The organism is Zoogloea sp. (assembly GCF_030157465.1).
Classification (GTDB): Bacteria; Pseudomonadota; Gammaproteobacteria; order Burkholderiales; family Rhodocyclaceae; genus Zoogloea.
In genome coordinates this window covers 1-20,633 of record NZ_JAOAUU010000004.1, presented here as the reverse complement: position 1 = coordinate 20,633, position 20,633 = coordinate 1, and the positions used below count along the sequence as shown (strand labels likewise).

At 60.1% G+C, this 20,633-nt stretch carries 13 protein-coding genes and 4 pseudogenes; 7 read left to right on the top strand and 10 right to left on the bottom strand.

What is annotated here, in order from left to right:
• Positions 1–9: 9 nt before the first annotated feature.
• Complete coding sequence (locus Q1W26_RS00735; protein WP_300434539.1) at positions 10–2,481, bottom strand: EAL domain-containing protein; 2,472 nt, start codon at positions 2,479–2,481, stop codon at positions 10–12.
• Between the two features lie 242 nt (positions 2,482–2,723).
• Here Q1W26_RS00735 and Q1W26_RS00730 point away from each other — a divergent pair, with 242 nt between their 5' ends.
• The gene (locus tag Q1W26_RS00730; protein WP_300434537.1) at positions 2,724–4,868 is read left to right on the top strand and encodes a carboxy terminal-processing peptidase; all 2,145 of its coding nucleotides are present in this window, start codon (positions 2,724–2,726) and stop codon (positions 4,866–4,868) included.
• Positions 4,869–4,978: 110 nt separating this feature from the next.
• On the opposite strand, the gene Q1W26_RS00725 is transcribed toward Q1W26_RS00730, so the two are convergent.
• The 3 genes from Q1W26_RS00725 to Q1W26_RS00715 all read right to left on the bottom strand — a co-directional run bounded on the left by Q1W26_RS00725 (position 4,979) and on the right by Q1W26_RS00715 (position 6,844).
• A complete protein-coding gene (locus Q1W26_RS00725; protein WP_300434534.1) occupies positions 4,979–5,773 on the bottom strand; it encodes a hemolysin III family protein in 795 nt (264 codons plus the stop codon).
• A gap of 64 nt (positions 5,774–5,837) precedes the next feature.
• A complete protein-coding gene (locus Q1W26_RS00720) occupies positions 5,838–6,221 on the bottom strand; it encodes a VOC family protein (RefSeq protein WP_300434531.1) in 384 nt (127 codons plus the stop codon).
• A gap of 56 nt (positions 6,222–6,277) precedes the next feature.
• Positions 6,278–6,844 carry a sterol desaturase family protein gene (locus tag Q1W26_RS00715; protein ID WP_300434528.1) on the bottom strand — a complete coding sequence of 189 codons (567 nt, stop codon included), beginning with the start codon at positions 6,842–6,844 and terminating at the stop codon, positions 6,278–6,280.
• A gap of 590 nt (positions 6,845–7,434) precedes the next feature.
• Here Q1W26_RS00715 and Q1W26_RS00710 point away from each other — a divergent pair.
• The 4 genes and pseudogenes from Q1W26_RS00710 to Q1W26_RS00695 all read left to right on the top strand — a co-directional run.
• Positions 7,435–8,694, top strand: a complete 1,260-nt coding sequence (locus Q1W26_RS00710; protein WP_300434524.1) for a site-specific integrase — start codon at positions 7,435–7,437, stop codon at positions 8,692–8,694.
• A gap of 212 nt (positions 8,695–8,906) precedes the next feature.
• A complete protein-coding gene (locus tag Q1W26_RS00705; protein WP_300434521.1) occupies positions 8,907–9,200 on the top strand; it encodes a hypothetical protein in 294 nt (97 codons plus the stop codon).
• A gap of 5 nt (positions 9,201–9,205) precedes the next feature.
• Positions 9,206–10,093, top strand: a complete 888-nt coding sequence (locus tag Q1W26_RS00700) for a hypothetical protein (RefSeq protein WP_300434518.1) — start codon at positions 9,206–9,208, stop codon at positions 10,091–10,093.
• Positions 10,094–10,548: 455 nt separating this feature from the next.
• A pseudogene (locus tag Q1W26_RS00695) lies at positions 10,549–10,788 on the top strand (tyrosine-type recombinase/integrase); the annotation flags it as partial.
• 220 nt (positions 10,789–11,008) lie between these two features.
• Here the strand turns inward: Q1W26_RS00695 and Q1W26_RS00690 are convergent.
• The 5 genes from Q1W26_RS00690 to Q1W26_RS00670 form a co-directional block, all read right to left on the bottom strand.
• Entirely contained in the window at positions 11,009–12,817 is a 1,809-nt protein-coding gene (locus Q1W26_RS00690; RefSeq protein ID WP_300434516.1) for an SIR2 family protein, read from the bottom strand.
• Between the two features lie 117 nt (positions 12,818–12,934).
• Positions 12,935–13,744: a dienelactone hydrolase family protein gene (locus Q1W26_RS00685; RefSeq protein ID WP_300434513.1), complete on the bottom strand. Its 810-nt coding sequence runs from the start codon at positions 13,742–13,744 to the stop codon at positions 12,935–12,937.
• A 20-nt stretch (positions 13,745–13,764) separates the two neighbouring features.
• A complete protein-coding gene (locus Q1W26_RS00680) occupies positions 13,765–15,108 on the bottom strand; it encodes a hypothetical protein (RefSeq protein WP_300434511.1) in 1,344 nt (447 codons plus the stop codon).
• Between the two features lie 26 nt (positions 15,109–15,134).
• Positions 15,135–16,775, bottom strand: coding sequence for a S8 family peptidase (locus Q1W26_RS00675; RefSeq protein WP_300434509.1), 1,641 nt, complete (start codon positions 16,773–16,775; stop codon positions 15,135–15,137).
• A gap of 715 nt (positions 16,776–17,490) precedes the next feature.
• A complete protein-coding gene (locus tag Q1W26_RS00670; protein ID WP_300434506.1) occupies positions 17,491–18,708 on the bottom strand; it encodes a hypothetical protein in 1,218 nt (405 codons plus the stop codon).
• A 236-nt stretch (positions 18,709–18,944) separates the two neighbouring features.
• On the opposite strand from Q1W26_RS00670, the pseudogene Q1W26_RS00665 reads away from it, so the two are divergent.
• Positions 18,945–19,082, top strand: a pseudogene (locus Q1W26_RS00665) (integrase); the annotation flags it as partial.
• 363 nt (positions 19,083–19,445) lie between these two features.
• Here the strand turns inward: Q1W26_RS00665 and Q1W26_RS00660 are convergent.
• Positions 19,446–19,586 (bottom strand): annotated as a pseudogene (locus Q1W26_RS00660) (IS110 family transposase); the annotation flags it as partial.
• Positions 19,587–20,104: 518 nt separating this feature from the next.
• Between Q1W26_RS00660 and Q1W26_RS00655 the strand changes: the two are divergent.
• Positions 20,105–20,633, top strand: a pseudogene (locus Q1W26_RS00655) (hypothetical protein); the annotation flags it as partial.

Sequence of the window (20,633 nt, the reverse complement as noted above, 5' to 3'; positions counted from 1 at the left end):
GCAACCCGCCTAGGCCGGCGAACTGCAGGCCCCGACGCCCAGCAGGCCTTCGATCACGGCGGCAGGCGCCGGCCGCTGATACAGAAAGCCCTGCAGCAGGTCGCACCCGAGATCTTTCAGGAAGCTGGCTTGGGCAAGGTTCTCCACGCCCTCGCCCACCACCGTCAACCCCAGCGCGCGGGACATCGTGACAATGGCGGAAACGATCGCGCTGCTCTCCCGGTTGTCGGGCAGATCGACCATGAAGGAGCGGTCGATCTTGAGCGCATGGATCGGGAAGCGCTTGAGATAACTGAGGCTGGAATAGCCGGTTCCAAAGTCATCCACGGCGATGCGCAAGCCGTGGCTGCGCAGCTCGTCGAGAATGGCGCTGGCCCGCTCGGGCTGATGCATGATGCACGACTCGGTGAGCTCCAGTTCAAGGCAGGCAGGCGCCAGCGCGCTTTCAGCCAGTGCCCCCATCACCGTGGCGATCAGTTCCGGATCGCGGAACTGGCGGGCCGACAGGTTCACGGCCACCGAAACCTCGGCGGCTCCGGCATCCTGCCAGGCGCGAATCTGGCGACACACGGCCCGCAGCACCCAGGCGCCGACGGGTACGATCAAGCCGGTCCGCTCGGCCGTCGGCATGAAGGTGTCGGGCAGCTGCAAACCCCGTTCGGGGTGCTGCCAGCGCAGCAAGGCCTCCATCGAGCGAATCCGGCCATTTGTATCCTGAATCGGCTGGTAGTGAATTTCGAACTGCTGCTCGGCCAGCGCACGACGCAGCTCGGCCTCCTGCAACATCCGCTCGTTGAGCTGGCGGCCCCATTCGCTGCAATAGAAAACAAAGCCGTTCTTGCCGAGTTCCTTGGCCCGGTACATGGCATCGTCGGCGGTCACGATCAGGCGGTCGGCGCTCAGCGCATCCCTGGGAAACTGGCTCACGCCAATGCTGCACGACACCTGCAGCAGGTGCCCCTCGAAGTCATACGGCAGCTCCATCGCCTCGATGAGCTTGGCGCAGACGCCGGCAACGTCGCCCTCGGACTCGATGCCGGGCAGGATCACGATGAATTCGTCGCCCCCCAGCTGCCCGACGATGTCGGTTTCGCGCACCGTGCTACGCAGGCGCCGGGCCACCTCGCGCAAGAGGGCGTCGCCGGCCTTGTGGCCGAGGGTGTCGTTCACAAACTTGAAGTTGTCCAGGTCGACAAACATCACCGCCAGCTTCTCGCTGCGCCGCCGGCAGTAAGCCAGCGACTGCTCCAGCTGACGGTTGATGTGGGCGCGGTTGGACAAGCCGGTCAGCGCGTCGTAGTAGGCCACGTAGACCAGCTGCTCTTCTGCCGAGCGGCGCGCCGTCACGTCCTGCACCTGAACGATGTGATAAAGGGGCACCCCTTCGTCGTCGCGCACCACCGACACCGACAGCAGCGACCACACGATGCGCCCGCCGGGCGTATCGAGGCGCAGCTCGATCTGGAATGTGGCCACCTCGTTGGCGGCGAGGCGCTCGAGCTGTTCGTCGAGCATGGGCCTGTCATCGCTGTGACACAGCGCGTGCAGGCTCAAGCCGGAAACCGCCGCGGCATCGACACCGAGCATTGCCGCCAAAATCCCGTTGGCCTGCAGGAAACGCCCGTCCACCGCCACCAGCGCCATGCCGATGGCCGCGTGCTCGAAGGCCGAATGAAAGCGCTGCTCGCTCTCGGCAAAGGCCCGCTCCATCTCGCGGCGCCGGCTGATGTCGCGCATGACCAGCACCGCGCCCATCAATACGTGGTTATCGTCCAGGATGGGCGCCGTGCTGTGTTCAACGAGAGTCCGGCAGCCATCGCGGGCCACCACGCAGGCCGAATTCTGGCGGCCCGACAGCCGGCCGCTCGCCAGCGCCTCGGTCACCGGATTGGCGATCTTCAGGCCGCCGTGCTCCTGGCGCAGCTCCAGAATCGTATCAACGGGCAACCCGAACGCCTCGGCCTGCAACCACCCGGTGAGGTGCTCGGCAACCGGATTGACGAAGCGGATGCACCCCGTCTCGTCGGTGGCAATCACCGCGTCGCCGATGCAGCGCAGGGTTCTGGCAAACCACTGCTCGCTCTGGCGCAACCGGGATTCCATGCCATGCTTGACCAGCGCCACCTCAATGGCGGCAAGCATGTCATCGGGACGAAAGGGCTTGAGCAAATAGCCATAGGGCGCGGAGTCCCGCGCCCGGCACAATGTGGCCTCGTCACGAAAGGCCGTCAGGTAAATCACGGGTACATTCCGCCTCGCGTGCAGCAAGGCAGCGGTCTCGATGCCGTCCCGGCCACCGCGGATAACGACATCCATCATCACCAGATCCGGCCCCGTCGCTTCGAACAACTCGATCGCCTGCTCGCTGCTTGCCGCGATTCCGGTGACCTCGTAGCCGTAATCCTCGAGGCGTTGCGCCAGATCCATGGCAATGATCGCCTCGTCCTCGACGATCAAGACCCTGATCTGCTTGTCCCTCATGCTGGCTCCCTGCCCGAGGCGACCCGGGCACGTTTTATTTATATGACACCGAGTGTGATTTAACGGAGCCGGAATCTATAACTTAAGTGATAAGTTTCCGACATCTGGCCGCCGCTCTCCGGCGGCCTGCCCGGCGGCAAGGCATGCACAACCCGCGAACGCTTCGGCGTTTTCGCGGTCGACCTTGCACCCGGAAAAATGTAACGTCCGTCCGGGCCAATCGAATGCGGTGGAGAACACGAGTGAAAAAACGAATCATCTGGACCTTGCTGGCAACATTCTGCGCGGCGCAAACCTCCGCCCAGGAGGCGCAGCCCGCGTCCCGCCTGGCGCCCACCGCCGACCACGCCCAGACCGCCTACCTGAGTTCCCAGATCCTCAGCCGCTACCACTACAAGACCGTTCCCCTCGACGACGCCATGTCGGAGAAGATCTTCGAGCGCTACCTCAAGTCCCTCGACCCCGAACGGCTGTTCTTCACCCAGGCCGACATCGACAGTTTTGCCGACGCCCGCACCCGCCTCGACGATGCGATCCTGCGCGGCAACCTCTCGATGCCCTTCGCGATGTTCCAGCGCTACGAGCAGCGCGTCACCGAGCGCCTCACCTACGCACGCGAACTGCTCGGTCAGAGCTTTGATTTCACCGTCAAGGAAGGCTACCCCTACGCCCGCGACAAAGCCCCGTGGTCTGCCGACGACGCCCAGGTGCGCGAGCTGTGGAGAAAGCGCGTCAAGAACGACTGGCTGCGCCTGCGCCTTGCCGGCAAAGACGACAAAGCCATCCGCGAAACCCTCGCCAAGCGCTACGACAACTACCTCGCCCGCGCCACCCGCAATAAAAGCGACGACGTATTCCAGGTGTTCATGAACGCCTACGCCATGTCCATCGAGCCCCACACCAACTACCTGGGGCGCAGCGCGGCAGACGATTTCGATATCTCCATGCGCCTCTCGCTGGTTGGCATCGGCGCCGTACTCCAGGAGCGCGACGACTACATCACCATCCGCGAACTGGTGCCCGGCGGTCCCGCCGCCCGCTCGAACCGGCTTGCCGTCGGCGACCGCATCGTCGGCGTGGGCCAGGGCGACAACGGCACCGTGACCGACGTCGTCGGCGCGCGGGTGGACGAAGTCGTCAAGCTCATCCGCGGCGCCAAGGATTCCAAGGTCGTGCTCGATGTGCTGCCCGCCGATGCAGGCCAGGACGGCAAGCACAAGCAGGTCGCCCTCGTCCGCGACAAGATCAAGCTCGAGGAACAGGCCGCCCGCAAATCCGTCATCAAGCTTGGCGAAGGCCCCGGCGCCCGCAAGGTCGGCGTGATCAACCTGCCAACCTTCTACGAGGATTTCGACGGCCGCCGCAAGGGCGACAAGGATTACCGCAGCGCCAGCCGCGACGTTGCCCGGCTGGTGGATGAACTCCGGAAAGAAAAGGTCGATGGCCTGCTCATCGACCTGCGCAACAACGGCGGCGGCTCCCTGCGCGAAGCCGTGGAACTCACCGGCCTCTTCATCGACAAGGGCCCGGTCGTGCAGCAGCGCCGCCCCGACGGCAAGATCGGCGTCGAAAGCGACGAACATGCCGGCGTTGCCTGGGACGGCCCCCTCGCCGTGCTGATCAACCGCGGCTCCGCGTCCGCGTCCGAGATTTTCGCCGCCGCCCTGCAGGACTACGGCCGCGCCCCGATCATCGGCGAGGCCAGCTTCGGCAAGGGCACCGTGCAAACGCTGATCAACCTGGACGACATCGCCCGCAACGACAAGCCCAAGTTTGGCGACCTCAAGATGACCGTCGCCCAGTTCTTCCGGGTGAACGGCGGCACCACCCAACTGCGCGGCGTCACCCCCGACATCCGCTTCCCGTCGCTTGCCGACGACGAAAGCTACGGCGAAGCCAGCTACGACAACGCCCTGCCCTGGATCCAGATCAAGGCCGCCGATTTCCGCCCGGCCAGCGACCTCGGCATCCGCCTGCCCGACCTGCAGCGCCGCCACCAGGCCCGCGTCGCCCGGGACAAGGATTTCCAGCAGTTGCTCGAAGACGTCACCGAATTCAAGCGCCTGCGCGAAACCAAGCTCTTGTCCCTCAACGAAACCGACCGCCGCAAGGACAAGGACAAGCAGGAAGCCCGCCTCAAGGCCCGCGAAAAAGGCAACGGCAAGGACAAGCTCACCGCGCTGCAGGACGACGGCCTGCAATCCGGCGAACGCAGCCTGGCAGCCGACCTCGCAGCAGAAAAAGCCCGCAAGGACACCAAGGACGTCCTCCTCACCGAAGCTGCCCGCATCGTCGGCGACGCCTCGGAACTTGTCGCCAACCGCACCCAGCTCGCCATGCGCGAACGGGCATCGAACGGACAGCCGAAGGCAACCCTGGTGAGGTAAAACCGGGCCTCCAACCTGCCCCCACATCCCGCGGCCAGCCGGAGAAAGGCAACAAAAAAGCGTCCCGATGGACGCTTTTTTGTTGCCTGGCGAAAAACTTCCGGGAATCCCTAGCCTGCGTACCAGAGCACGGCGAAGAAATGGCAGGTTGTCCCGGCCATTACAAAAAGGTGCCAGATGAAATGCCCGAACTTCAGGCGCGCATCGGTCAGGTAAAAAACAACACCCCCCGTGTAGGCCAGTCCGCCGGCAACCAACCACGCCAGACCGGTCACGGACACCCGCTCCATCAGCGGAACGGCGGCGATGACCACCAGCCAGCCCATCGCCAGGTAAAGGCCCGTGGACAGGTAAGGGTTCGACAAGCGGTCGAAGGTCTTCAACAAGAGGCCAGCCGCCGCCAGTCCCCAGACCAGTCCAAACAGGGTCCAGCCCCAAGCCCCGTCGAGCACGCCCAGCGCAAAGGGTGTGTAGCTCCCGGCAATGAAGAGGTAGATCGCCCCGTGATCCACCTTTGCCAGACGACGCTTGGCCGTGTCCATGCCCGACGGCATCGCGTGGTAGAGCATTGAACTGAAGTAGAGCAAGACCATGGTGGTGGCAAATACACACGCACCCACGACATTCGCCGCGGTGCCCTCCTTCGCCGCCACGACAATCAATACCGGTGCAGCGGCCAAAGCCAGCACAAAGCCTATTCCGTGACTGACGCTGTTGGCGATCTCCTCGGCCGCTGACTGAATACGATCCTGCATGAGCTTCCTTCCATAGGACACAAAAGCATCAATTGGACCAAGCCGCACCGGGAAGGTTGCAATCACCAAAGGCCGCTCGGCGTCGCCCTCCGGCGCATCCAGCGCTACCGTCAGACCATCGCCCGTTACAAGGCCTGCATCCGCAAGCACGCCGATGACAGGCCGGAATTCCGAAACTGGCGCCGAACCGGGCCGCGGCCGTGCGCGCTGTCTTTTAGCGACTACTGCCGTAAGGGCGTGTCAGCACCTCGAGAACATGTCCGTCCGGATCCTCGAAATACACGCCTCGCCCGCCATCGCCGTGGTTGATCTCGCCGGTCCGGATTTTGCCCGGATCGGCCCAGAACGACAGTCCACGCTCGCGAATGCGCGCAAAAACCGCGTCGAACTCGGCCTCACCGATCAGGAAGGCATAGTGCTGGGGCGTCACCGGTCCGGCGGTCTCCTGGAAATCGAGACTCACGCCGTTATCAGCCTGGACCACCCGGAACGGGCCAAAAGGCACCGGTGCGGCCAGGCCCAGTATCTCGGCCAGGAAAGCCGCAGAGGCATGGCTGTCACGGGCATGCACGATGGTGTGATTGAACTGGATTGTCATGGCATCCTCCGTTGATGTGACGTGAGGCAATGAGTCGTCCCGTTACCGCCCCAAAACTAGCGGTCGGGCATGGCCCGGGCGCCCGGCCGTGTGCCAAACAGGGTGTCCCAGACGCTGCTGAGCGTACCGAAGGCCAGGCCTTCATGGCCATGATGATGAAAGTCATGGTAGCGCCAGCGGTCACCCAGCCATCCTTTGCGGCGGTATTCGGCCCGATGCAATTGGTGATGAACGAGTTCCTGCGCCAGATGGCCCAGGATCAGCCCACCCGAAAAGGCCATGGCCTGACCCTGACTGGCCCACAACAACAGCGGCACCCCCGCCAGGCTCAGAACCAGCATCAGGCTGAACAGCAGCGGCGTGCGCATCGGCACCTCCGGGTGCCAGTGATGCTCCAGATGCCAGCCCCTGAAAGGTTCAATACGGTGGAGGATGAAGCGGTGCAGCAGGTATTCCGCCAGCGTCCACGCTGCCAGTCCGAACACCAGCAAGCCGGCTGCGCCGGTCAGATCCATGTCCGCCGTGCGCAAGGACTCGCGCATCAGCATGCCGAGCGCCGCCAAAGGCAGCAGCACCGTCAGCGGAAATGCGAGCGCGGGCCCTATTGAACGGAAATCAACCATCGCGATGCCTCCTCAAAAGCCTGTTCATCAACATGGCCGCGACCACGCCCCCGCTAAATTCAGGCCGGCGTACGCACGGTTTTGTTCCCTATCCGAATGTAGCGGGACAAGATGGCAATGTCTGTTGGGCAACGCACACGGTTTCTTGGGGGAGCAAGTGCGATGAGCCGGCTCAAGATCACCGGCCGCACTTATAGCGAGGCCACCGTCCAGGAGATTCTCACGAACGGCGCAGGCAGGGAGATTGCCGGATTCCATTCTGAGGAACCGCGCAAAGCCTGACGAAAACCCTTTAAAAATCAGAGTTTTACAGTCATCAGTCGACGACGGCACCCGTCCATGCGCTTTAGATCAGGTGCGTCACGCTCTACAAAGTAAAAACGCCCCTTACGGGGCGTTTTTACTTGATTCATTGGCGGAAAGGGTGTCCGCATAAAACCCTTCCAACGCCATCCAAGGAAAGCCAGACTTCAATCTCAATATACTGTTCTATATAAATTTTATATCCAAACCGATCCAAGATAGAACAACGGCAAGCAAGTCATCGTGGCATACTGAGTGGCATACCACACTAACACTCAGAGATCACAATGGCCACTCTCTCCGACGCCAAAGCACGCAACCTGAAGCCTGACGAGGCAGCACTTCCCCACGGCGGAATAACGGGCCTAACGCTGCATCCGTCGAGTGCTAAAGGGCATGGGAAGTGGGTGCTGCGCTTCGTCAGCCCCGTGACGGGTAAGCGAAGAAACGCAGGCTTAGGCACCTATCCTGAAGTGAGCATCGCAGAGGCTGCTAAGCGCGCAACTGCGATGAGGGAGCTACTTGTCCTTGGAAAGGACCCGCTAGAGGAGAAGACCAAGGTAGACGACCAGCCATCGATCCCAACCTTCAAGGAGGCTGCCCAGACGCTCCATGCAGACTTGCTTCCCGGCTGGAAGAACCCGAAGCACGGACAGCAGTGGATCAACACCCTCACCGAGTATGTCTTCCCCAAGTTGGGCGAGAAGTTCCTGAACGATATCCAACCGGGGGACGTGGCGGAGGTTCTCAAGCCTATCTGGCTCACCAAGGCTGAAACAGCTAGCCGAGTGAAGCAGCGCATCCATGCCGTGATGGCCTGGGGATGGGCGCACGGTCACTGCCAGTCGAACCCAGTCGACGTGGTCGGCCACCTCCTTCCTCAACAGCCAGGCAAAGCCATTCGGACGAAACATCAACCGTCGATGCCCTGGAAGGACATTCCCGCATTCGCAACCACGCACCTGAAGCCAAGAGATCGCTACGACGTCACCCGTGCGATGTTGGAATTCTTGATCCTGACGGCGTGCCGCTCAGGAGAGGCGCGGGGCATGGTCTGGTCTGAAGTCGATCTGAAAAACGCCGTGTGGACGATTCCGCCTGAGCGGATGAAAGCGAAGCTACCTCACCGCGTGCCCCTGGCGACTCGCACCGTCGAAATCCTAAAAAGTCAGCAGGGGCGGCACGATAGCCTCGTCTTCCCATCCACTCGGGATGAAGTCGAGCTTTCAGACATGGTGCTGACCTCGTTCCTGCGTCGCGTGAAAGCACATAGCGACACCCCTGACAGGATTGCTACCGCTCACGGATTCCGATCAAGCTTTCGGGACTGGTGCAGTGAACACGGCTACGCTCGGGACTTGGCAGAGCGAGCGCTGGCCCACACGGTTCAAAACAAAGTGGAAGCGGCGTACCACCGCACCGACCTCCTTGAGCAGCGGCGAGAAATGATGAATGCCTGGGCAGCCTTCGTATCTGGCGAAGGCTCATTTGCAGATCTCTTTGCAGCCGAGATGAAGACACTAGGTGAAAGTTGGCTTTCCAAATGAGGCCAAGGTGTTGGCACCTGTTTTATATTGACTAGGCGCGTCGGAGCAGGATTGACCAGCGATGGCAGGTGCTTTACGGATTAGGATCAAGAAACCCCTCCGATGCGTGATCAGTTTGTAACCGGAATATAGTCCCCCTTTCGTCTGGTTGGCATAATTGAGAATAGGCCCTAGCATACTGAAATTAGATCAGGTCTCGCAGGGAGGGCCCGATGGCATTGTGGCGATGGCTCAGCAACACGGACAACCATAAGACCCTTGGATTTGTGGGTGCGGGCATCGTCGGAGCCGTCGCGCTGCTGGTGCAACTCGGTGTGATCGGCAAGAAGGCAGCCCCGCCGGCAACTACCCCTGTCGCCAGCCAACCCGCCGCCCTTACACCTGCTCAAACTCCACCGCCACCTACCGTACCGGAGGCCTCGCAGCGCGCTGAAGCTGGTCCCCGCGGCACCGTGGTGAACATCAAGGGCGATGGAAACAACGTCTCCATTCCAGGCAAGCGTTAGCTGCCATGCGTGTCGCCTCAATCCTTCTTTCCGGTCTTCTCGCGCTACTCTCGACTGCACCATGCGCACAGCTGAAGGCGACAGCAATGGGCGGCGGCACGGCAATCACCATCCAGGGCAACCACAACACCGTTAGTGTGGAAGTCCCCCAAGTTCAACGCTTGTTTGGCGAAATTTCCAAGCGCCGGAAGGGTGACGATTTTCTCAAAGGTCAGATTACACGCAGTCAGTCCGAAGTCGATGCCCTGAAACGTAAATTAGCGGAGCTCCAGGCGAAGGTCGACTCCCAGAAAAGTGTAATAGGAGAGCTGGAGCGACAACTTGTAGAGGCTGCTCAAACGAACGTGGCTGCGAGCCGAAACTCCAACGCCCCCACCAGTAGTACGGCTATCAATCTACTCAAGCAGGAGCTGAAGGCAAAGCTTGCCCGCACGGAGGCTGAAGTCGCCCACAGCAACGCGGAGATCGCCCGCGTGAACGCGGAGATCACCGCCAGGTCAGAGGAGACGATCCGTCGAAATCTCATACTCATGGATGAGATTCGCAAGACCTTGGCCTCGAGCCAGGAGCGCAATGCCCCCGCCGCCAGGACCGCGGTGGCCAGACTTGAGAAGGGCGATATCCGATCGACCGCAGCGCTACTCGCCGAGAGGGAGCAGGCTGCCCCAGAGCAGGCCCAGCGCAACGAGGCTGCGGCCCAAGAAGCACATCTTGAAGCCACCAAGGTAGCTCACCAACAGGACCTTTGCTTTTCGACCATGACATCAGTGAGGTACTCGTCGCCTACCAACACGCCGCCCGTCATGCCCCTGAGGTCAGCAACCAGTACCACATTGGCGACCTGCCGATTGCGCTCGGAAATCTGGATGGAACCATGGATGCGTATCGACTAGCGGCCAACTTGCCCCAGATACGATGCGCCGACAACCCACTAGACGACTCAACACAGCTAGATCTGTCGGTCAGGGATAGGCACCCAGCGGCTAACAGCCCCCTGTTCTCAACTGGGCATTGTCTCCTCTCAGGTAGCAAAACGATGCCCACACCCTTGCCGCTCACTGACCTCTAAGTCCGCAACTTTCTTTCGTCCCTCCAGACCACCGACCCGCTCATTTCGCCTGGCTGCAGACAGGCGGCCACCATCTGCGTCTTGAAATCATCCGGATAAATTCGGCGATGATGGCCCCGAAGCGCTTTAACGAGATTCGCGTACATCTGTCCACCTGATTTGCGTGGACACCATGCTCATCATCAACGCCAACCTCCGCAAGGTGGGCCGGTTGGACGCTTTCGGCGCTTACCCCGAATTTAGAATTTTATCGAGGCGACAACTATTCTGACGCAGGGGGTCTCCACTAGGCAGTACGCGAGGATCGTCGAGCATTGGGTAGCGTCGGCCGGTCTTGATCCAACCGCCTACGGTACGCACTCGATGCGGCGTACGAAAGCGACCTTGATCTACAAGCGCACAAAGAACCTGCGGGCCGTTCAGCTCCTGCTGGGACACTCGAAGCTTGAAAGCACTGTGCGATACCTCGGCATTGAGGTGGATGACGCGCTGGAGATCTCGGAGCAGACGGAGATCTAGATCGTCTCTGCGGCCACATGGGCGACTCCCGTGTGGCCGCTTTCTGGCATCATGTCGAATGCGTACTGCCGGCCATGACCTGCCATTCGCAATGACTGCGCCGGACATCGCCAACGCTGCTTTGGGGGACTGTCGTGCATTGGCGATACCATCCCGCCACTGCCTGCAGAGGGTTGATTAATCGTCTTGCATCACGTGCGTAATCCCGAGGGTCGAATCGTCACCTTCGAGTGAACCGGAGGGTTGATCCTGGGACGACACCGGCGTCGAGCAGTGACACGTCGAGTTCGGTCAGCCGGTTGCCTCGTCGTGGGGTCGGATTTGGCTCCAGCACCGCCTCCCAGCCCGAGTCCAACTGAAAGTATTCCGCTACCTGCCGAACCGTCTTTTCTTCGTCGACGTACATCGGCGTGCGTGTGGACGATCCCACGATTTCAATCTCGACGAAGAAACGCAAGGCACTGCAATCGAGCACCTCGGTCGGATCCAGCCTTCCTGTCTCGACAGCATGCCATGCCGAGCGGTCGGGAGCCTCATCGGGAACACGCGCTGCGGCTGTGTCATGTATCACTATCCGCAGCGGCGAGTCTTCTCGCAGGGGCGAAGTTTGCGCGAAGCGTCGGATGCCACGGAGCATCTGGACCAGCGAGAAGACGCGTGGCCAACGGCCCTTGCGGACGCTCGCGCTCAGCAGCATAAACGATACGGTCGAGGCACCTTCACGCACGGCGACTTGCAGCGCATGCGTGGTGACGTCGGCGACGTTCCGCAGATCCCGATCGTGGCGACCGGTACCGGGATCTGACTCCCGCGCAATAGCCAGCAGTACGCCCTGCCCGACCACCTGCTTGAGATCGTCATGGTCGGCGATGGAAATTTGTGGCCCTCGCAATGCGGTTGGTACGTCACCACTGACGCGCAGTTCTCCCGAGCGCTTCTGTCCTGCACTGCCGACGATCCAGTGCTCTGCGGAACTCTTCTGGGGGAGCGGCGTTGGCTCAATGTCTACGCACACGTCCGGTGTCGCACCATGCACCCAGAATCGCCGTGCGCCGCGCGGCGGTTGGGTCAGCGCGTCTGCGATTTCCTGCAGGCAGGGCGCAAATCCGCTGTATTTTGGGGCGTTCGGCGGATCCTTGTATGTCAGCACGACGATGTTCAGGCGGGTGTGCATGAACCAGCACGTGTCCTGCGCCAGATCCTTCTCGTTGATCAGGACGCAGTGCGCATGCTGATTAGCACCGAGTCGGATGATTGACTCACTGAACAGGCCACGAAAGTACTCTTCCCCGAGGCCGGTACCGACAAAGAGGAGCGAACGATTCCGATACACCTCGGAAAACGCGGCGCGGAAGCTGGCGTTCTCGAAAGTTGCCTGCCGGTAATGGTCGTAGCCGAGGACAATCTCATTGTTTAGATCGACGCCGTTGAGGCCGTTGCCAAGAAAACCCTGCAGGGCCCATAGCAGAGGGCGAACGGGGAGATTAAGGGATGCCAGCACAGTGTGGCAGTCTGCCGCACTTCGACCCAACACCGCCATCAAGTCGCCATCGTGCTTGGCGCGGTGGTGCAACTTGTTAAAGGCGTCGAGGAATAGCGAGTCGTAGTTCGTCGTCAGGATTAGCGGCCACCAAGCCGACGCCAACGCGCTGGCCGCCTGTGGCGGCTCGTCCTGGCTCTTCTCCGGATCAGGGAGCCTCGTTCGCATTGCATCGGCCAAGGAGCATCCCCGTGCCCTCAGTTGCCAGACGATGCGCTCGGAGGCAAGGATCAACTGCTGATCGGTGGGAGGATCACCAAGCCGCACATCACCAATCCCAGCTTCCTCGGCGAGAGCTTTGACGAGGCCCGACCACAGGCGCAACCTGGGCGCGTTTACCCCCGACCCGATAAACGGCACCAGTATCCCGCGACGGTACCCCGCGCGCAAATGATCCAGTGCGTCACAATACGACAGAGGTCTGAACGGATCGCTTGACACACTGTACCCATCGACCGGACCGTACTTGTTGGTCGTCGTGTTGGCCAAGAGACTCCTTTCCCTTAAGTGATCTTGAGCTGTCGTGCAAGTTCGATCGGCGGCTGTTTCGTGACGCGGCCTGGATATCCGGCGACTAGGTCTGAGAACAGTTCTGAATCGAGCGATTCAGTGCCCCTTCGGCGCAAGTTGTTCGTTCAGAAGCTTGATTACGCGGCGCAATGCCTCGCGTGTCGCATGATCGTTCTCCCCCGCGCGGTCGTACTCTTCAGTCAGAAGTGCATGCGGAGGGTCGGCGACGCGCCGCCACCACGACGGTTGCGAATACTCATCGAGTTGGGCCTGGGGACCAAAAGACCGGGCGATCCGCTCCAGTCTCCTGCCCGGACAGAGGCGGTCGTCGGCGTAGCGTTGCAGCAGGATCTTCTTCTGGTCCGATCTAGCCGCACGCGCCCCGGCCTGCAATTCGTCGTCCGAGATGTTCAGCTGATCCATCCACGGACCGGCACCGAGGCTGATGGTCCGGTAGACGATGCGAAGCGGAATCGCAGGCTGCGAAACCACTCCGGTGGCGACGGCCGCATCGATGAACAACGGGATCACGAAGGCGCCGGTGAAACACATGCCGATCGCTCCGATCCGGGCCCCGCCAGCACGTTCAGCAATGTCGGCAGCCAGTGCACGCAACCAATCCGTGATCGGGGCATGGATGCCCGCCTCGAGCCGTGCGAACTCCACCGATATGCAAAGCGCCCGCCAGTTCGCCAGGGCCGCATGGCGAAGCGGCGCGCCGACCAACAGCGGCAGATGTACACGGAAGCCCGCGCCGATGAGCCGCTCAGCGAAGCGGACGCACGGCATCGCTAGCCCCGGCAGTTCATGCAGTATTAGCACCGACGGGCCACGTCCCTTCTCGAACACCGGATGGTCGATCCCACCGGACGCGAAGCCGCGTTCGACGAAGCCGAGGCTCGCCATCGTCGAAGTGGCGGCCCCCATTAACTGGCGGCCACGGCGGCGAGGAGGGCGTAGGCCGTTTCAGGGTGGATGATGTCCGAGTGATCCAGAATCAGCATCTCGCCGTTCATGTTGTAGACCCGCCCACCCTTGAATGCATAGGACGTGCCGGGCTTGCCAAAGTCCTGCTCGCTCGCCTCGGGGGTACCCTGCGCACCGTTGCGACCCAGTCCGCCGTAAGGATCGCTCGCATCGCCGAGTCTCGCGGCGTTCTGACCAGCAATTCGGGATGCGAGTGGGTAAGCCAAACCAACCGCCAGATCGCGCGATGTGTGGCTCACGAGCAACGGGCCGCTGAGCCGTGGCGGGGCGGCGACGACCCTGCGAAAGACTCCTACGGGATGCCCCGTCGAGCCGTCCGAGAACGCGTTGTGCGAGAACGCCGCCTGCAGCAGCGTCATCGAACCGATGCGCACTGGAGGCTGGCCGTCCGGGCCGAGAGCCACCGATGTGACGAGTCGGGCACCGAAACTGTGGCCTGCCAGATGAATCTTCGGGGGTTTCGGCCCATCGGCTATCTCGCGGACTAGCGTATGGACCGCACCGCGGCCGATCATGCCTGCGCGCTCTTTCATCTGGTAGTAGGTCGTCAAGTTGAGCAAATTGCTCGCCGCCGAGGCGATGCCGCTGAAGAAGCCGCCGATGCTCGCAGCGCCGCCAGCAACGTCCGACGCTGGGGCATCGCCAAGGTTCTGTGCGCCTCCGCCGTCGGACGATACTGCCGGTGTCGTGGGCAACTGCACGGGCCCCGCGAGCCGTTGCAGCAGGTCGTGGCCGTCGAGCGCAGCAAAGTAGTCATCGGTATTGCCTTCGTCATCAGCAGGCTGCCGCGTCAGCAATCCCCGCACGAGCCGGACGAATTCGCGCTGCGCTGTGGGACTGTCGGCGAGTCTGGGGGACAGTTCGCGTGCCTCATCAAGCTTTTTGTCGGCTTCGGGATCGTCAAATCCACCCTTCAGGGTGTCGATGTGCTCCATCAGCGCATCGGCCATTTCGCCAGAGTCGATACTTGCGGCTTGGCCCGGGATCAGAGACTTCTCGGCAAATTTCTTGGACGGCCACAGAACGGCCAGCACGCCGAGTTGACGGTCGCCGAGCGGTGGCGTGCCGGCCACGACGCAAGCACGCAACGCGGCGAGCAGGCGATCGTAGAGCGTGCGTGCTTCGGCCATATCGTTGTTCCAACCATGCGATAGCACCAGCAGATCTGTCACCGCACCCTGACCGAACAAGTTAACTGCTCGAGCGCGTTCGGCGGGATCGATCACCTTTCCGGCCTTGTCAACCTGGAACTCGATGTAGGGGAAGCCATGAAGATCGGACATGAAAACTCCTGTGTAAAAAGGATGGGTTAGACCGATTGGATCGCACGCATCAGGTCGACAAGTCCGCTGCCCTGAAAGTAGCGGTCGCGCTTCAGGTCGGTCGCGGTTGACATAAACACCTCCTTGACCCTGTCCGGTCGGCCAATGAACTCACGCCGCACGGATAGGAACGCGGCGATCACGCCTGAGACGTGCGGTGCTGCCATGCTGGTTCCACTGTCTTCGCGGTAGCGTGCTGCAGACACCGGCGCAGGAGGGGTAGGCGTCGCAGGCTGCGCCGGCGCGGACGCGGCCGCCGGTAGTGCGGCAGTGGTGACAGACGGCGCTTGCGGCCGTTGCCATTGCTGCACCTGCGCCTGCAGGGCTTTCTGTAGTGCGGCTTCGGCGGTGGCCGCCGTTGCGGCATCGAGCGCCCTTGCCGGCAGCCAAGACGACGCACAAGAAACAATCTTTTCGCCCGGCGCCACGAGGTCGGGCTTAGCTCTGCCGTCTCCTGTCGGTCCCTTGGACGAGAAGTAGGAGACACCGTAGATGTGCGGCATGTCCCGGTGCGTCGATCCAACGGTGATCGCCAAGTCAGCATTGCCGGGATCGTTGATCGTCAGTCCTAGGCCAGCAGGCACTGAGCCCTTAAACGCGCTTTGCGCGGTGCCGTAGCCGGTGTTCCCCGCGGCGACGACAACGACAACCCCCGACTTCACGAGCCGGTCGACCTCGACGCACAACGGGCTCTGGCCACAGGCAAACCATTCGGGCTCGAAGTTGTAGCCGACGCTCAGGTTGACGCCGTGCACGCGGATGTACCGGCCGTGGTTGTTGATCCTCTGGACCTCCTCGAGCGCTGCAATTAGGCTGCTCGCCTGACCCTGCCCTTTGTCGTTGAGCACCTTCAGGCTCAGCAACTTGCAGCGCGGCGCCATGCCCGAAACGCGTTGCGGATGGATCGGAATGCTGCTGACTTCACCGTTCTCGTCGCGCGCGCGTCCGACCGCGTCGATAGGACCTTGATCCACACTGCGGAAGCCGGCGATGATCCCGGCGACGTGCGTTCCGTGTCCAAATCGATCGACCAGAGCACCGTTGGTATCCACGCCGTCGCCCGTGAAATCCAAGTGCGCAAGGGGCGGCAACTCACCCAGGTCCAGATTGGCCTGCACCGCGAAATGCGGATGAAGACCATCGATGCCGGAATCGATCACAGCCCACACGATACCGTCGCCGGTCGTCGCGAAGGACTGCAGCGCCGCATCGGCCTTTACCGTGGAAATCGATCGGTGCAACAGTGCCTTGACCTCGAAGTCCGGCCAGATGCGATAGATCGCGCGGCGCTGTGTGTCGGCTCCGCCTGCCTGGTCGCGCCGTACCAGTTCGCGGATGAAGCGACTCTCGAACTCGCCGAACAGGTACTGCTGCGACAGTCCGCTCTTGGCTGCGTTAATGCCCTGGGGGCGCGTCTTCAGCCGCCATGCACGTGCGCGATCTTGCTTGATCGCATCTACGATTTCCCGAACGCGATCGCGCGCCGCGTCTCGACCGCCCGGGTATTCGAGATGGACGTCGATGATCACCGCGAACCGCTTGGGTGCCGAGTTACCTCCGGGCGCGCGTGGCGCCGCATCGGCCTGTTCCGTCTTGTCGGCTTTTTCCATCATGTCGAGCAGAGGCAACGCGATCGGACTGCGGTCTAGGAGCCGCGTCTCGAACTCGAACGCTCCGCTATCTGAACCGACAGCGGCAGAGGTCGCGTCTGTCGCGGATTCCGAACTTCGCTTCTTAGGAGTCGCCACCGTGAATTCCCCCGCTGCAGGTTGACGCGTAGTCCTCCGCCGCTCACTTGACCGCAATAGCAAAGTAGTAGAGCCAGCATCCGATTCACTTACGCGGACTACCACATACTGATGACTGAGATCTGCTTAAGGCCGCGCGCCCTCAGCGGCTCGTTCTTGACCGGAAAGAGCCACCTGCAATGCCATTCGTTCAGCATAGACGCGCAACATCAATCCGCAAGTGAAATGTAACGGTCACCGACTGCTTGTGGCCGGGCAGCGACCAACACTAGCCTCGCGGCACTAACCGATTCGATCACACCCCCCTCAGCCAGCCAACGTCCCTCTAGCGCAGCGAACGGCAGCTTTCCACAACCGCGTGTTTGTTGGCGCGAATGCCCCGGTTTGCAGAACCTCGACCGGCAGGTCAGGGTCGCTGGATAGGGGTAGTAAACGGCACACGCCGTCCCCTCCCTCCGAACCCGGTGAGCGGCTTTCCCGCTACGGGCTCATCCGTTCGCAACGACCAGCTGGACAGGCAGATGCTTGATGCCACGAACGACAAAACCCTGATGGATTTACGTACAGATTAAGCTCAGTGTTAAGTAAACCCATATTAAGGTTTCGGTATCAAGAACTCCTGGAGACCAAATCTCTCGCTTATTGCAGGATTTACAAGCTTGGCTTTGACTAGCTGGTCTAGCCCACTTATTGGGATAGCACCCTTCTGAATTAATTCAGCGCGAGTCTGCGCCTGCAACGCTGCAAAGCTTTCATAGCGAACCTGGCGCGATAGCTGCTGACCAGCGCGACAGTACATGCACAGTGGTGCATCCTTGGCGCAAGGGCCAGTTAGCGGCGCCCCCCCCTCTGAATCCATCATGCATCTCGCGGTGACGTTATACTTCTGGACCTTATCGATATCGTTCGTTAGCTGATCATCGATGTAGGCACATGCCGTAGTCCGCCCCGCTTTGCAAGCCTCGTCGCGCTCTTTGTAGCGCTTTTCAATTGCGTCCCGATTTTCTCGAAGATGGCGTTCTCTCTCAGCAGCTTCTTTCACCTGATCTTCTCGACGCTTCTGTTCTTTAGCGTATTCTTCTTCGCGGTTTTTCCTTGCTTCCTCAGCCAGTTTCGACTCCTTCTCTTCGGCCTCCTTTCGTGCGCGCTCCGCTTTCTGGCGTCGCTCGGCCTCGATTTTTTCAAGGCGCTTAGACTCTTCGATCAAATATTCTTTCTCATCTTGTTGATCCATCAAGCGCACATCGATTCCATTGGGCCCTTTAACCGCGACAGCAACGCCACTAAGATATCCTCGCTGTCCTGGCATCCCATCGTGGTCTGGACTTAGTTCTGCCTGAATCGGTCCAAACACTGCCTTTCGAAGCTCGTGAATGTCGTCAGATATCAGAGGCGGTCGGATATCGTAAGTGTGAATTTGGACGACCGGACTGGTTTCAGTTGGCAGCCTGAAGGGATCACGTGTCGTGTATGGAACGATTGCAAAAGAGTTGTTGCCGACTGCCAGCGCGGATTTTGCAATCTCTTTAGCCTTGGAGCGTGCCTCCGCGGCACGAGCCCCTTCTGTATACCAAGCTGCCGTCTTTGCGATTTCCCCAAGTAGCAGCGTTGCTGCGCCAGCCTTCGTTAATGCAACTGCGTCTTTTGGCTTATTGGGCGTGGCTATTTTTGCCTCAGCTTTGTCTAATTGAACAGTTGATGCTGTGACAGGTAGAAGACGAAATTGTCCGTCAACAAAAACCCACTTGTGAGTTTGGGCCGAGGCTGTTAAAGACCAGAACATCAGCAGAAAGGCCGTGACGTAACGCAGCAAGGATATACACATGTTTACTCCCCTTTGCAGTAAGTTGAGCTCCAACTTTCGTACTTGACTGGAAAAGTCGATATTCCAGCACCTCAGTCATGTGCCGCTATCTTTTTTTTCGGGCGACAGCCCTGCTGCGTAATATCGTTACTGCTTCATGGCGTCGAATATCGATCTGCGACAGGACGCGCTTGCTGCTTGGATGCCCATGCGTGGACTGTATAAAAAAACAGACGTGCCGGATCATGAAAACCAGGACAGCATCGTCACCTTCGCTGAGTTCGGTCAAGGTTCCGGATCAGCTGCGCGAGCGCATACGCTACCTGCATTACAGCATAGAAACCGAACAAGCTCATGTCCACTGGGTTCGTACCTTCATCCGTTCCACGGTTTCGGTTACTCGCTAACCTTTCTAAGGACTTCCCTATCAAGTACCGTTTCCCGATGACCGGCCGGCAGGCCGGTTTTCCTTTCCTGCGTTCCCTTCCTGACCTCTGCACACACGCGACCGATCGGACAGACAGACTGCCTCTCTCTAATCGGCCTTGATCGGGTTTCGCCCGGGGCCATGCGACTAACCGCACCAGCAGGCCTCAATCGTTCGTCGGCGGGATCAGGGAAACAGGAATCAGCCGTTTCCCTCTTTGATCCGCCATCAGGTTAGCCACTCATTTGCCAACTGAGTCTGCTTGTCGGTCTGACCTGTTCGTCTATCGCTGATGAGCTTTGCCATCGCTCGGTTGCGCTCAGCCCCATTGCCAGGCCTGCGGGTTGTAGGGCTCGCCCTTCGCCAGCACCGCCCACAGTTGCCGGGCGTGCTTGTTGGCGATGGCGACCAAGGTCTTGTGATAGCCGATCCGTCCGTTGAGCACGACGATCCACTGCTGCAGACGGGGGAAGATCCGCTTCAGTTGGCCTGAGCAACTCCCGCGCCGCAGCCTCCGATCTCGCCCGCAACCAGTTGCCCCAAGCATCGTCGGGCAGAATCACCACCGAGCGTTTTTCGTCCGCCGGCTAATTCCGACGCAACATGATGGCGTGACCGGTAATCATCGACATAAACCAAGAGTGATGGGCCTCACACGAGGGCCAAAACCAGACTAGCAATTACACCTTTCTGTCAACGGTGATAATGCACAAGATCGAAGTGTAACAATTAGTTAAAATCCCAAAGAGATTTATTTAAAGACAACTCATCAACTTGAAAATCAATGCCTCAGGGCAGTGTTTCAAGATAATTGAAATAAAACTTTAGAAATAAAACTATTATTTCGATAAATCTAGACATCAAACCACGGTAGGTCATTTCAGCTAAAAGACTATCATCTAAACAATGGCAATCTCCACCTCTGCCACCCGCTATATCTATTAAACACCAAAACCCTAATCAGACCCTGGATCTTTCATGCTAGATCAAATCTTTCGATCAGAAATGACCGGAAACATCATAACGGTGCTCTTCGCACTGGCCACTTTCCGGGTTCTATTCCAAGCAAAATCAGCAGTCAAGAGCGGGAACCGAAGTAAAGACGTAGAGATTGCCTCTACGATGATGACGTCTCTTGGAATTCTCGGAACTTTCGTTGGGATTGTGATTGGCCTGATGGTCTTTGATCCGGCACATGTGGATAAAAGTATCAAAGGCTTGCTTGGCGGTTTAAGAACAGCCTTCTTAACCAGTGTGGTTGGCATGGGCTGCACAATGTACTTTAAGTGGTGGGACGCAAAACAAACCCCATCAGTGACAGCCAATGATCAAAACACAGACTCAATTGGCCCAAAGGACATCTATGCGATTCTTCGCAAACATCAAGAGCTCACAAGCCTTTTGGTTCAAGCAGTAGGAGGAGGCGAAGAAAACTCACTTGTTGGGCAAATGAAACTCCTGCGAACCGAAGTTGTTGACTTCAGGGCACCTCGAAAAACCCCTGATT

Bases quoted from the DNA above. Each gene is read 5' to 3' on its own strand.
- Q1W26_RS00735 (WP_300434539.1), bottom strand. From the start codon at position 2,481: ATGAGGGACAAGCAGATCAGGGTCTTGATCGTCGAGGACGAGGCGATC.
- Q1W26_RS00720 (WP_300434531.1), bottom strand. From the start codon at position 6,221: ATGACAATCCAGTTCAATCACACCATCGTGCATGCCCGTGACAGCCAT.
- Q1W26_RS00715 (WP_300434528.1), bottom strand. From the start codon at position 6,844: ATGGTTGATTTCCGTTCAATAGGGCCCGCGCTCGCATTTCCGCTGACG.
- Q1W26_RS00710 (WP_300434524.1), top strand. From the start codon at position 7,435: ATGGCCACTCTCTCCGACGCCAAAGCACGCAACCTGAAGCCTGACGAG.
- Q1W26_RS00705 (WP_300434521.1), top strand. From the start codon at position 8,907: ATGGCATTGTGGCGATGGCTCAGCAACACGGACAACCATAAGACCCTT.
- Q1W26_RS00700 (WP_300434518.1), top strand. From the start codon at position 9,206: ATGCGTGTCGCCTCAATCCTTCTTTCCGGTCTTCTCGCGCTACTCTCG.
- Q1W26_RS00685 (WP_300434513.1), bottom strand. From the start codon at position 13,744: ATGGCGAGCCTCGGCTTCGTCGAACGCGGCTTCGCGTCCGGTGGGATC.
- Q1W26_RS00680 (WP_300434511.1), bottom strand. From the start codon at position 15,108: ATGTCCGATCTTCATGGCTTCCCCTACATCGAGTTCCAGGTTGACAAG.